The sequence below is a fragment of the Sphingobium sp. ba1 genome (assembly GCF_000743655.1).
Taxonomy (GTDB): Bacteria; Pseudomonadota; Alphaproteobacteria; order Sphingomonadales; family Sphingomonadaceae; genus Sphingobium.
This window is the reverse complement of sequence record NZ_JPPQ01000069.1, coordinates 486490-498562: the sequence shown is the minus strand read 5'-3', so window position 1 is coordinate 498562 and position 12073 is coordinate 486490. Positions and strand designations below refer to the sequence as shown.

Annotated in this window: 13 protein-coding genes; all 13 read left to right on the top strand. The window is 63.5% G+C overall.

The features are described from left to right. Positions 1 to 2 precede the first annotated feature (2 nt). Complete coding sequence (locus IL54_RS05360) at positions 3 to 242, top strand: tautomerase family protein (RefSeq protein WP_037473771.1); 240 nt, start codon at positions 3 to 5, stop codon at positions 240 to 242. A gap of 63 nt (positions 243 to 305) precedes the next feature. Next, positions 306 to 974 (top strand): DUF448 domain-containing protein, encoded by a 669-nt coding sequence (locus tag IL54_RS05355; protein ID WP_037473768.1) that lies wholly within the window; start codon positions 306 to 308, stop codon positions 972 to 974. 58 nt (positions 975 to 1032) lie between these two features. Then, positions 1033 to 3636, top strand: a complete 2604-nt coding sequence (gene infB, locus IL54_RS05350) for a translation initiation factor IF-2 (protein WP_037473766.1) — start codon at positions 1033 to 1035, stop codon at positions 3634 to 3636. Positions 3637 to 3683: 47 nt separating this feature from the next. Then, positions 3684 to 4085, top strand: a complete 402-nt coding sequence (gene rbfA / locus IL54_RS05345; protein ID WP_037473764.1) for a 30S ribosome-binding factor RbfA — start codon at positions 3684 to 3686, stop codon at positions 4083 to 4085. Positions 4086 to 4116: 31 nt separating this feature from the next. Next, positions 4117 to 4386: an AbrB/MazE/SpoVT family DNA-binding domain-containing protein gene (locus IL54_RS05340; protein WP_037477872.1), complete on the top strand. Its 270-nt coding sequence runs from the start codon at positions 4117 to 4119 to the stop codon at positions 4384 to 4386. After that, positions 4386 to 4775: a type II toxin-antitoxin system VapC family toxin gene (locus IL54_RS05335; protein WP_037473762.1), complete on the top strand. Its 390-nt coding sequence runs from the start codon at positions 4386 to 4388 to the stop codon at positions 4773 to 4775. The genes IL54_RS05340 and IL54_RS05335 overlap by 1 nt, the downstream gene beginning before the upstream one ends. Before the next feature lie 17 nt (positions 4776 to 4792). Next, the gene (locus IL54_RS05330) at positions 4793 to 5689 is read left to right on the top strand and encodes an alpha/beta hydrolase family protein (protein WP_037477871.1); all 897 of its coding nucleotides are present in this window, start codon (positions 4793 to 4795) and stop codon (positions 5687 to 5689) included. 6 nt (positions 5690 to 5695) lie between these two features. After that, positions 5696 to 6274: a thymidine kinase gene (locus tag IL54_RS05325; protein WP_037473759.1), complete on the top strand. Its 579-nt coding sequence runs from the start codon at positions 5696 to 5698 to the stop codon at positions 6272 to 6274. A 31-nt stretch (positions 6275 to 6305) separates the two neighbouring features. Beyond that, positions 6306 to 7343 (top strand): tRNA pseudouridine(55) synthase TruB, encoded by a 1038-nt coding sequence (gene truB, locus IL54_RS05320; RefSeq protein WP_037473757.1) that lies wholly within the window; start codon positions 6306 to 6308, stop codon positions 7341 to 7343. Beyond that, positions 7344 to 7613, top strand: a complete 270-nt coding sequence (gene rpsO, locus IL54_RS05315; protein WP_037473756.1) for a 30S ribosomal protein S15 — start codon at positions 7344 to 7346, stop codon at positions 7611 to 7613. A 253-nt stretch (positions 7614 to 7866) separates the two neighbouring features. After that, positions 7867 to 10206 (top strand): polyribonucleotide nucleotidyltransferase, encoded by a 2340-nt coding sequence (gene pnp / locus IL54_RS05310; protein WP_037473753.1) that lies wholly within the window; start codon positions 7867 to 7869, stop codon positions 10204 to 10206. 146 nt (positions 10207 to 10352) lie between these two features. Then, a complete protein-coding gene (locus tag IL54_RS05305) occupies positions 10353 to 11372 on the top strand; it encodes a sensor histidine kinase (RefSeq protein WP_037473750.1) in 1020 nt (339 codons plus the stop codon). Positions 11373 to 11428: 56 nt separating this feature from the next. Continuing rightward, on the top strand, positions 11429 to 12073 hold a 645-nt coding region (locus IL54_RS05300), incomplete at its 3' end, for an outer membrane protein assembly factor BamD (protein WP_037477869.1).

Sequence of the window (12073 nt, the reverse complement as noted above, 5' to 3'; positions counted from 1 at the left end):
AGATGCCATTTGTCGATATCCGTCTGGCCGGCACGGCAACCCGCGCGCAAAAAGCCGCGATCGTTGCCGACGTCACCCAGTCGCTCGTTGAGCGGCTGGGGAAGCCTGCGGCTGCCGTGCAGGTGGTGATTTCGGAGATTTCGACCGAGAATTACGGCGCGGCGGGTCAGCTTTTGGCTGACCGCGCGCCGGTTGTCGCTTTATCAAGGGAGGACGCCAATGTTGCGGACACTCCCCGATGAGCGTTTAGGCCTATCCAATAGCGTTGGGGTTGCCAGTTCATCCGTTTTGGCGGAGGGGCAGGCATGACCGAACGCAAATGCATATTGACCGGCGACCGCGCCGACCCCGACCATCTCATCCGCTTGGCCATCGGCCCGGAGGATCAGTTGCTCCCCGACCTGCGCGCCAAGGCGCCGGGGCGGGGTGCCTGGATCGGCGTGTCGCGCGCCGAACTGGAAGTGGCGCTGGCCAAGGGCAAGTTGCGCGGCGCCATCGCCCGTGCCTTCAAGACCGGCGAACTGGCGATCCCCGACGATCTGGCGGAGCAGATCGAAACCGGGCTGCGCCGCGCGCTGCTTGACCGGCTGGGGCTGGAATCGCGCGCGTCGATGCTGCTGACCGGATCGGAAAAGATTGACGTCGCCTGCCGCAAGGGCCAGGTGCGGTTGCTGCTCCACGCAATGGATGCGGCGCCTGACGGCAACCGCAAACTGGACCAGGCGCTGCGCGTCGGACAGGAAGCGGAAGGCACGGATCTTGCGGGCATCGTCTTGCCTGTGGACCGCAACGCCCTATCTATGGCAATGGGGCGCGACAATGTCGTCCATATCGCCGTGACCGACTCGCGTGCGGCGTCGCGTCTGCGTGCGGCCATCGGCCGATTGGAAAGCTATCTGGGTTGCGCTGCTGAGGCGCCTGTGCATGGGGAGCCACGCTCCACCGATGCGCCGGGCGTCCAGGCAAACGTATAAATAAGGCGTCGGCGGGCCTATCCGGCCGAAGCGGAAGTGAAGGGTTAAGTTCGATCGTATGAGTGACAGCAAGGAAGACAAGCCGGTTCTGGGCCGCAAGCCACTGGGCATCAAGCGGACCGTGGAATCCGGTCAGGTGCAGCAGCAGTTCAGCCATGGCCGCAAGAATACGGTCGTGGTCGAAGTGAAGCGGCGCCGCGTCCTGGGCAAGCCGGGCGAAAGCACCGGTGGTGCGCCCGCTGCCACGCCGCAGGCAAATCCTGCGCCGACCGCCGCCGCCGCGCCCGCCGCGCCGCGTCCGGCTGCGCCCCCTCCGCCGCGCCAGCAACAGCCGGTGCGCACCGCCCCGCCGCAGAGCCTGATGTCGCGTCAGGAATTGCAGGCCAAGCTGCTGCGTGAAGCCGAAGAAGCCCGCATGAACGCGCAGGAAGAGGCGCGTCGTCGTGAGGACGCCGCGCGTCTCGCCGCGATCGAAGCGGAAAAGCGCCGCGCCGAAGAAAATCGCCAGGCCGCCGAAACCGCCGCGTCCGCGCCAGCGGTTGAGGAAGCGCCTGCGCCTGAACCCACGCCCGTCGCCGAAGCGCCCGCCGCGCCGCAGGAAGCTGTGGCTGCTCAGCCCGCTGAACCGCCGGTCGAGGCCGACGCTGGTGCCGCTGCTGCGCCGACCACGGCCGCTCCGCCGCCGCCGCGCCGCTTCACCCCGGTTACGCCGGTCAAGCGTCCCGAACCGACCAAGCCGGAACGCGCGAAGAAGGGCGAAGATAATCGTCGCCAGGCTGGCAAGCTGACCGTCACCAAGGCGCTTGCCGATGACGACAGCGCGCGCGCCCGCAGTCTTGCGGCGCTCAAGCGTGCCCGTGAAAAGGAACGCCGCGCTCATTATGCCGGTGGCTCCAAGACGCGCGAGAAACAGTCGCGCGACGTGATCGTGCCCGAAGTCATCACCGTGCAGGAACTGGCCAACCGTATGGCCGAAAAGGGCGCGGATCTGGTCAAGTCGCTGTTCAAGATGGGGCAGGCGGTCACGCTCAACCAGTCGATCGATCAGGATACCGCCGAATTGCTGGTCGAGGAATTCGGCCACCGCATTCAGCGCGTGTCGGACGCCGACATCGAAATCGGGATCGAGGGTGAGGCCGATGCGGTCGAAGCGCTCAAGACCCGTGCGCCCGTGGTCACGATCATGGGCCATGTCGACCATGGCAAGACGTCGCTGCTCGACGCTCTGCGCGGCACCAGTGTCGTGTCGGGCGAAAGCGGCGGCATCACCCAGCATATCGGCGCCTATCAGGTGACGACGAAGAAGGGCGATGTCATCACCTTCCTCGACACGCCGGGCCATGAAGCCTTCTCGGAAATGCGCGCCCGTGGCGCGAACGTCACCGACATCGTCATCCTGGTGGTGGCGGCCGACGACGGGCTGATGCCGCAGACGATCGAAGCGATCAACCACACCAAGGCGGCCGGCGTGCCGATGATCGTGGCGATCAACAAGGTCGATAAGCCCGACGCGAACCCGCAAAAGGTGCGTGAGCGCCTGCTGAGCGAGGAAATCGTGGTCGAGGATATGGGCGGCGACGTTCAGGACGTGGAGGTTTCCGCGCTCAAGAAGACCGGCCTCGACGAACTGATCGAAAAGATCCTGCTCCAAGCCGAACTGATGGAATTGACCGCAAACCCCGATCGCGCTGCCGAAGGCAATGTGATCGAGGCGCAGCTCGACCGGGGCCGTGGTGCGGTCGCGACCGTGCTGGTGCGCAAGGGCACGCTCAAGGTCGGTGACACCTTCGTCATCGGTGCCGAAAGCGGCAAGGTGCGCGCGCTGATCAACGACAAGGGCCAGCAGGTCAAATCCGCGGGACCATCGACCCCGGTCGAGATATTGGGCCTGTCGGGCGTGCCGATGGCGGGCGACCAGATGACGGTCGTGGAGAATGAGGCGCGTGCCCGTGAGGTCGCCGCCTATCGCCAGGAACAGATCACCCGCAAGCGGACGGCATCCGTGCCGACCAATTTCGAAAATATGTTCTCGGCGCTCAGCACCAAGGTCATCGAATATCCGGTGGTCATCCGCGGCGATGTGCAGGGATCGGTCGAAGCGATCGTCAGTGCGCTGAACCGCATTTCGACCGACGAGATCAAGGTGCGTATCTTGAGTTCTGGCGTCGGTGCGATCACCGAAAGCGATGTCACCCTGGCGTCCGCCAGCCGTGCGCCGCTGATCGGCTTCAACGTCCGTCCCAATGCCAAGGCGCGTCCGCTGGCGATCCGCGAGAAAATCTCGCTGCGCTATTATGACGTGATCTACGATCTGCTCGAAGAAGTGCGCAACGAAATGGCGGGCCAGCTCGCGCCGGAACGCATCGAAACGATCGTCGGTCGCGCCGAAGTCCTGCAGGTCTTCCCGGCCGGCAAGAAGGACAAGGCGGCAGGCCTGCTCGTCATGGAAGGCATCATCCGCAAGGGGCTCAATGCGCGCCTCACCCGCGACGATGTCATCGTGTCGAAAACGGTCATCCACTCGCTGCGGCGCTTCAAGGACGATGTGTCCGAAGTCCGCGCGGGCATGGAATGTGGTGCGGTGTTGCAGGACACCAACGACATCAAGGCCGGCGACACGCTCGAACTGTTCGAGGTCGAGGAACGCGTTCGTACGCTGTGATAGGAAAGACGTGGCCCTGGCTTCGGCCGGGGCCATGAGGATGATATATGTCCAGTCAGAATGAAGGTCCAAATGTCCGCGCGCTGCGCGTGGGCGAACAGGTGCGGCACATCCTGTCCGAAATCCTGCAACGCGGCGACGTGCATGACGATGTGCTGGCCAAGCATGTTGTGAGCGTCACCGAAGTGCGCATGTCGCCCGACCTGCGCCACGCCACGGTTTTCATCAAACCGCTGCTGGGCCGGGAAGAGGAGGCGGTGCTAAAGGCATTGCGCACCAACACCGCCTATTTCCAACGCGAAGTCGCATCGCGCACCCGGCTCAAATATGCCGCCAAGATCAAGTTCCTGGCCGACGACAGTTTCGATGAAGGCAGTCACATCGACAAGCTGCTGCGCGATCCCAAGGTCGCGCAGGATTTGGTCAAGGACGACGCGGACGAGGATTGACTTGGCTAACGGTAAGACGCATCTTACCGCCATGAACGCCAAAACGACTCTTTCGGCCAAGGGCCAGATTGTCATCCCTAAGGATGTACGGGACCAACTCGGCTTTACGTCGGGGCAGGTGTTCGACGTCGTGCCGATGGGCGGGGGCGTGCTGTTGAATCCCCAGCATAAAAAGTCCGGGCGCAGCTTCGAAGACATCATGGTGGGTATCAAGGCCCGTTACCAGCATCAAGGGCCACCCGTTTCTATTGAAGACATGGACCAGGCCATCACGCAGATGTTCCGCGACCGCCAGGACTGATGGCAGCGGCGATCGATACAAATGTGCTCGTGCGCTTCCTAACGGGCGACGACTTGGCGCAAGCGGCTGTCGCGGCTGACCGGATCAGGCAGGGGTTTATCTTATTGCCGACCGTATTGGTCGAAACGGAGTGGGTATTGCGCGCGAGCTATGGATGGCCGCGCGAGCGTATCGCGGCAGCCTTGCTTGACGTAATCGATTTACCGGAAGCGTTGGGGCAACCGGCCCGCATAGACTGGGTTCTGGATCGCTTTGCCGCTGGTGCTGATTTTGCTGATATGATGCATGTGTCGATGGCCGCCGAGGCGGACATGTTTTTGACATTCGACCGGCGGATAGAGCGGACGGTGGGGGATTCGCCTCCCGTCGCCGTCATGACGTTGACATGATATCGGGGAATCCAACCATGCGGGCGTTGTTGCTGTCCTGTGCATTTTTGCCATGCGCCTTTATCCCGGCCAATGCCAAAGAACCCGCCATCCACCCCGCCGTCACCAGCGATCCGTCCCCGGACGCGGCGTACCCCGCAGGCATGAGCGCCTTTGTCATCCCTTCGGGCGACGGCGCGATGAACGCGGTTCTCTACACCGCTGCGGGCGGAGGGCTGCACCCCACCTTGCTGCTTCTCCACGGCTTCCCCGGCAACGAACAAAATCTGGACCTCGCCCAGGCGGCGCGCCGGGCCGGGTGGCATGTGCTGACGCTCCATTATCGCGGATCATGGGGTAGCCCCGGCGCATTCTCCTTCGGCGGTGCGTCGGACGACGCCTTCGCCGCCCTCCAATTCCTGCAACAGCCCGCCACCGTCGCGAAATATCGCATCGATACCAGCGCGATCGTGGTGGCCGGGCACAGCATGGGCGGCTTCATGGCCGCCGATGTCGCCGCCGCCGAACCGCGCGTGGCGGGCCTTTTCCTGATCGACCCATGGGACCCTGCGCAAACGGTCGCCTCGCTCGCCACGGCGGAGGGCGCGGCAGCCTGGCAGGCGGAGGTGGCCAGCGACCTGCCGCCGCTCCACGGCGCGACCTATGATGGGCTGACCGGCGAAATCCGCGATCGCGGTGACAAGTTCGACCTCGGCCGCCGCATGGCCGCCTATGGCCGCCGCCCGCTCAGCATCATCGGCGCGGAAAAGGGCATCGGCGATCAGGCGCGCAAGGCAGCGGCCGATGCGCAGGGCGCCAATCCGCAGGCACGGCTGACCGTGTGGCCGACCGATCATAGTTTTTCCGACAAGCGGATCGCGCTCGCCGATGCACTGGTGCGCTTCCTGTCGCGCGTCGCCCCGACGATCCGGTAAGCGACCATGGCGAAGCTTTATTTCTATTATAGCTCGATGAATGCGGGCAAATCGACGACGCTGCTGCAATCGGACTTCAACTATCGCGAACGCGGCATGGAAACGATGCTGTGGACCGCCGCGGTGGATGATCGCTATGGCCGGGGGCGGATCGTGTCGCGGATCGGGCTGGAGGCGCAGGCGCATCTGTTTGAAGCCGATACCGACATGTTCGCCGCCATCGCCGCGCGCCATCACGACACGCATCTGTCCTGCGTGCTGGTGGACGAAGCGCAATTTCTAAGCCGCGCGCAGGTCTGGGCGCTGGGGCGGGTATGCGACGAACTGGGCGTGCCGGTGCTGTGCTACGGCCTGCGCACCGATTTCCAGGGCGAATTGTTCGAAGGCAGCGCTCAGCTTTTGGGGCTGGCCGACAGTCTGAGCGAGATCAAGACAGTGTGCGATTGCGGGCGCAAGGCGACCATGAACCTGCGCGTGGACGGGGAGGGGCGGACGATCCGGCGCGGCGAACAGACGCAGATCGGCGGCAATGACCGCTATGTCGCGCTATGCCGCCGTCACTTCATGGCGCAGATGCGGGGCTGACAGCGCGCGCGCTGCCCTATAGGGGCGCACAATGCACGGCTGGATCATTCTCGACAAACCTCATGGCCTTGGCTCGACGCAGGCCGTCGCAGCGGTCAAGCGCGCGCTGCGCGACAGTGGCGCTGGCAAATGCAAGGTCGGGCATGGCGGCACGCTCGATCCGCTGGCGACCGGCGTCCTGCCGATCGCGATCGGCGAAGCGACCAAGCTCGCCGGACGGATGCTCGACAGCGACAAGATTTACGACTTCACGATCGCCTTCGGCGCGCAGACCGACACGCTGGACCTGGAAGGCGCAGTGATCGCGACCAGCGCTGTGCGACCGACGCTGGCGCAGGTCGAAGCGGTGCTGCCGCGCTTCACCGGCCCAATCGACCAGGCCCCGCCCGCCTATAGCGCCATCCTGATCGACGGCCAACGCGCTTATGATCTGGCGCGGAAGGGGGAAGAGGTCGAGATGAAGCTGCGGTCGGTTGTGGTGCATGGGCTGCATATATCCTCGCCCCGGCGGGGAGAGGATAGCGCAGCTTGCCCGCATAGCGGGCTAGCGCAGCTTGGAGAGGGGGAGGGCGCGCCACCCCCCTCTCCAACTCCGGCTAGGCAGCAAGCTGCCAAGCCTTCATATCCTCTCCCCGATGGGGAGAGGATTAACGAGATCACCCTCCGCGCCCATGTCTCCAAGGGCACCTATATCCGCAGCCTCGCGCGCGACATCGCGCTGGCGCTCGGCACGGTGGGCCATGTCACCATGCTCCGCCGCATCAAGGCCGGTCCCTTCACCCTGGAATCCGCGATTTCGCTGGACAAATTGCGTCATGCTGCTAACGAGCGCGGCATCGGTGGGCTTATGCTGCCGCTGACGGCGGGGCTGGACGACATCCCGGCTCTCCCCGTCTCTCCCGATCAAGCCCTTATGCTCCGCCAGGGGAAGGTATTGACCGGGATCACTGCCACCACCGGCCTGTATCTGGCGACGCAAGGGGATATCCCCGTCGCGCTGGTCCGGTCGGATGATCAAGAGATCATCGTGGTGCGCGGTTTCAACCTGATGTCGAGGGAAGACGATTAGATGACGATTACTGCCGAGCGCAAGGAAGCGCTGATCAAGGAATATGCCCGCGCTGAGGGTGACACGGGTTCGCCAGAGGTCCAGGTTTCGATCCTGACCGAGCGGATCACCAACCTCACCGAGCATTTCAAGGGTCACCACAAGGATAATCACAGCCGTCGTGGTCTGCTGATGATGGTCAACAAGCGTCGTTCGCTGCTGGACTATCTCAAGAAGAAGGATCAGGCGCGTTACACCGACCTGATCGGCAAGCTGGGCCTGCGCAAGTAAGCCTGTTAAAAGTGACGGCCCCCATGCGGGGCCGTTTCTGATTCCGGGGCAAGTCGCAATTCGGCGCTTTGTCCCGCTAATGCCACCTCCGTTCGCCCTGAGCTTGTCGAAGGGCTGTACTTTCTCAAGAGGAAAGGACGGGGCTTCGACAGGCTCAGCCCGAACGGGTTGAGGGGGCAACTATGGAGCCTTGACCGGCTCCACCAAAGGCCCCGCCCGGCAATAGGGCCGATGCGGGCGAAGGAAAAAATCTATGTTTGACGTCAAGAAAGTATCGATCGAGCTGGCCGGCAAGACGCTGACCCTCGAAACCGGCCGCATCGCGCGCCAGGCTGACGCCGCCGTGCTGGCGACCTATGGCGAAACCGTGGTGCTGTGCGCCGTGACCGCCGCCAAGAGCGTGAAGGAAGGCCAAGACTTTTTCCCGCTGACCGTTCACTATCAGGAAAAATATTCCGCCGCCGGCCGCATCCCCGGCGGCTTCTTCAAGCGTGAACGCGGCGCGACCGAAAAGGAAACGCTGGTTTCCCGCCTGATCGACCGTCCGCTCCGCCCGCTGTTCCCTGAAGGCTTCTACAACGAAATCAACGTCATCGCCCAGGTGCTGTCGTTCGATGGCGAAAGCGAGCCGGACATGGTGGCGATGATCGCCGCGTCGGCTGCCCTGACCCTGTCGGGCGTGCCCTTCATGGGTCCGATCGGCGCCGCGCGCGTCGGTTACAAGGATGGCGAATATCAGCTCAACCCGTCGCTGGACGAAGTGAAGACCGGCGAACTCGACCTGGTCGTCGCCGCCACCTACGACGCCGTGATGATGGTCGAATCCGAAGCCAAGGAGCTGTCGGAAGAAGTCATGCTGGGCGCCGTCCTGTTCGCGCATGACGCGAGCAAGAAGATCGTCGATGCCATCATCAGCCTCGCCGAAAAGGCCGCCAAGGATCCTTGGGACATGGCCAAGAGCGATGATCTGGGCGACCTGAAGGCCAAGCTCAAGAAGCTGATCGGCAAGGACATCACCGCCGCCTACAAGCTGACCGACAAGTCGGCCCGCTCGAACGCGCTCAACGAAGCCCGCGCCAAGGCGAAGGCCCAGCTGGCCGCCGATGGCCTGGACGCGCAGACCGTGATGGCCGGCATCAAGCTGACCAAGAAGCTGGAAGCGGAAATCGTGCGCGGCGCCATCCTCAAGGACGGCAAGCGCATCGACGGCCGCGCCACCACGCAGATCCGCCCGATCGAAGCGATGGTCGGCTTCCTGCCCCGCACCCATGGTTCGGCCCTGTTCACGCGCGGCGAAACCCAGTCGATCTGCACCACGACGCTGGGCACCAAGGACGCCGAGCAGATGATCGACGGCCTCACTGGCCTGCATTATGAAAACTTCATGCTGCACTATAACTTCCCGCCCTATTCGGTCGGTGAAGTCGGTCGCTTCGGTGCGCCGGGTCGTCGTGAAGTGGGTCATGGCAAGCTCGCATGGCGTGCGCTGCACCCCGTTCTGCCGAGCAAGGACGAGTTCCCCTATACGATCCGCGTTCTGTCCGACATTACCGAATCGAACGGTTCCTCCTCGATGGCGACCGTCTGCGGCGGTTCGCTCTCGATGATGGACGCCGGTGTGCCCCTGAAGCGCCCCGTGTCCGGCATCGCCATGGGCCTGATCCTGGAAGGCAAGAATTTTGCCGTCCTGTCCGATATCCTGGGTGACGAAGATCATCTGGGCGACATGGACTTCAAGGTTGCCGGCACGTCCGAAGGCATCACCACGATGCAGATGGACATCAAGATTGCGGGCATCACCCGCGAAATCTTCGAAGCCGCTCTGCATCAGGCCAAGGAAGGCCGCGCGCATATCCTGGGCGAAATGGCCAAGGCGCTCGACAGCACGCGCAGCGAATTGTCGGCCCATGCCCCGCGCATCGAGACGCTGCAGATCGACAAGTCGAAGATCCGCGAAGTCATCGGCACCGGCGGCAAGGTGATCCGTGAGATCGTCGCTGAAACCGGCGCGAAGGTCGATATCGACGACGAAGGCCTGATCAAGATCAGCTCTTCCGATCCGGCGCAGATCGAGGCCGCGCGCAAGTGGATCCTTGGCATCACGCAGGAAGCGGAAGTCGGCAAGATCTATGACGGCAAGGTCGTCAACATCGTCGATTTCGGTGCCTTCGTGAACTTCATGGGTGGCAAGGACGGTCTCGTCCACGTCTCCGAAATGAAGAATGAGCGCGTCGAAAAGCCGACCGACGTCGTGTCGGAAGGCCAGGAAGTGAAGGTCAAGGTTCTCGAAATCGATCCGCGTGGCAAGGTTCGCCTGTCGATGCGCGTCGTCGATCAGGAAACCGGCGAAGAACTGGAGGATACCCGTCCTGCCCGTGAAGCGCGCGAACCCCGCGCCGGTGGCGAAGGCCGTGGCGATCGTGGCCGTGGCCCGCGTCGTGATGGCGGCGGTGGCCGTGGTGGCGAACGTGGCGAAGGCCGTGGTGATCGTGGTCCGCGCCGCGACCGTGGTCCGCGCGACGACGCTGCTAAGGACGACGGCAAGGATGATGGCTCGAACGCCGGCCTGCCCGACTTCCTGACGCAGGACTGATCGTCCGCTCGTCAGAGCAACCAAGAAAAAGAGGGCGTCCGGTTCATCCGGGCGCCTTTTTTCATGTCGCCGCCCGCCGACTGATTTCGATCAATGCACTGGCATGAAGTTCTGCTAGTGTAACGACATGGATATCGGAACATGGCATGCAGCGTAGCAACGCGCGGTTCGTCGAACGGCTACCGCTCGTTCTTAACCGACCGGTCTATGCTTATGCGTTGACGCTGTCTTTCTGTGGGCTGGCGCTGCTGTTGCGCTTCGCGGCGGAACCGCTGCTGCCCGACGGCTATCCGTTCGTGACATTCTTTCCCGCGGTCATTCTGGCGTCTTTTCTGTTCGGGGTCCGGCCGGGTCTGTTCGCCGCAATCCTGTGTGCGGCTGCGTCCTGGTATTTCTTCATCGCCCCCCGCAACAGCTTCGTCCTCAATCCAGGCGTGGCCGCAGCGATGATCTTTTACACCGGCGTCGTGCTTGTCGATATCGTGCTGATCCACTTCATGCAGCGCGCCAATTTCCACCTGGCCATCGAACGGGAACGCAGCGCGGCGCTCGCTGAAAATCGCGAATTGCTGTTCCACGAGTTGCAGCATCGTGTGTCCAATAATCTGCAGGTCGTGGCGGCGATGCTCGCGCTGCAACGCCGCCATGTCGATCATGATGTCGCCCGCCGCGCATTGGACGACGCCTCCGAACGGTTGGCGCTGATCGGCCGGATCAGCCGGGCGCTCTACGATCCGTCCGGCGCGGGGCAGGGGGTGCGGGCCTTTTTGACGACGCTGACGGCCGATGTCATCGAGGCCAGCGGCCGCACCGACATCGCAATCAGCGTCGATGCGCCCGAAGAGGTGCAGCTCGAACCCGGCATCACCGTGCCGCTGGCGCTGGTCGTGGCCGAAGCGGTTAGCAACGCCATCGAACATGGCCTGCCGCATCGAGGCGGGACTATTGCCGTGGTGTTGGACCATCATGCAGGGGAGCTATGCCTGCGCGTGTCTGATGACGGCGACGGCGTGTCGCCCGATTTCGCCGTGGAGCATAGCAAATCCTTAGGGCTGCGCATCGCCAACACGCTGGCGGCGCAGATCGGCGGGCGCTTTACCCTGGCACCGGGCGCGCGTGGCGGTGCCGTCGCACAACTTATCCTGCCGCCACGCGCCGCCTGTTGATCGTGCGACAATTCTGCCGCTTGGCGGCAGCGATCCGCTCGGCTATGACCCGCATCATGCTGACGAAAACACTGACGCGCATCGGCGCGGCCACCACCCCGGTCCTGCTTGCTGCCGTTCTGCTTACGGGCTGCTCGACATCGAAAAACAAGGCCGACACCCAATATGTCGCCCGCGACGTGTCGACGCTGTACAATAGCGGCAAGGACCGGCTCGATCGTGGCCAGTATAAGCTCGCTGCTGCGCTCTTCGACGAGGTCGAGCGCCAGCATCCTTATTCGCCCTGGGCGCGCCGGGCGCAGCTCATGTCTGCGTTCAGCTATTATATGAACACCGACTATGCCGAATCCGTTTCCGCGGCGCAGCGTTTCCTGGCGATCCACACCGGCAACAAGGACGCCCCCTACGCTTATTATCTGATCGCGCTCTGCTATTATGAGCAGATCGCCGACGTCACCCGCGACCAGAAGATCACGCAGCAGGCGCTGGCGGCGCTCGGCGAACTGATCCGTCGCTATCCCGACACCCGCTATGCCGCCGATGCGCGGTTGAAGGTCGATCTGGTGAACGACCATCTGGCGGGCAAGGAAATGGAAGTCGGCCGCTTCTATCAGCGCCGTGGCCAATGGATCGCCGCCACGCTCCGCTTCCGGACCGTGGTCGACAAATATCAGACCACCACCCACACGCCCGAAGCGCTG

Excerpts from the sequence above, each read along its gene's own strand:
- IL54_RS05335 (WP_037473762.1), top strand. The coding sequence starts at position 4,386 with ATGGCAGCGGCGATCGATACAAATGTGCTCGTGCGCTTCCTAACGGGC.
- truB (WP_037473757.1), top strand. The coding sequence starts at position 6,306 with ATGCACGGCTGGATCATTCTCGACAAACCTCATGGCCTTGGCTCGACG.
- IL54_RS05360 (WP_037473771.1), top strand. The coding sequence starts at position 3 with ATGCCATTTGTCGATATCCGTCTGGCCGGCACGGCAACCCGCGCGCAA.
- rpsO (WP_037473756.1), top strand. The coding sequence starts at position 7,344 with ATGACGATTACTGCCGAGCGCAAGGAAGCGCTGATCAAGGAATATGCC.
- IL54_RS05305 (WP_037473750.1), top strand. The coding sequence starts at position 10,353 with ATGCAGCGTAGCAACGCGCGGTTCGTCGAACGGCTACCGCTCGTTCTT.
- pnp (WP_037473753.1), top strand. The coding sequence starts at position 7,867 with ATGTTTGACGTCAAGAAAGTATCGATCGAGCTGGCCGGCAAGACGCTG.
- rbfA (WP_037473764.1), top strand. The coding sequence starts at position 3,684 with ATGTCCAGTCAGAATGAAGGTCCAAATGTCCGCGCGCTGCGCGTGGGC.
- IL54_RS05355 (WP_037473768.1), top strand. The coding sequence starts at position 306 with ATGACCGAACGCAAATGCATATTGACCGGCGACCGCGCCGACCCCGAC.
- IL54_RS05340 (WP_037477872.1), top strand. The coding sequence starts at position 4,117 with ATGAACGCCAAAACGACTCTTTCGGCCAAGGGCCAGATTGTCATCCCT.
- infB (WP_037473766.1), top strand. The coding sequence starts at position 1,033 with ATGAGTGACAGCAAGGAAGACAAGCCGGTTCTGGGCCGCAAGCCACTG.
- IL54_RS05330 (WP_037477871.1), top strand. The coding sequence starts at position 4,793 with ATGCGGGCGTTGTTGCTGTCCTGTGCATTTTTGCCATGCGCCTTTATC.
- IL54_RS05325 (WP_037473759.1), top strand. The coding sequence starts at position 5,696 with ATGGCGAAGCTTTATTTCTATTATAGCTCGATGAATGCGGGCAAATCG.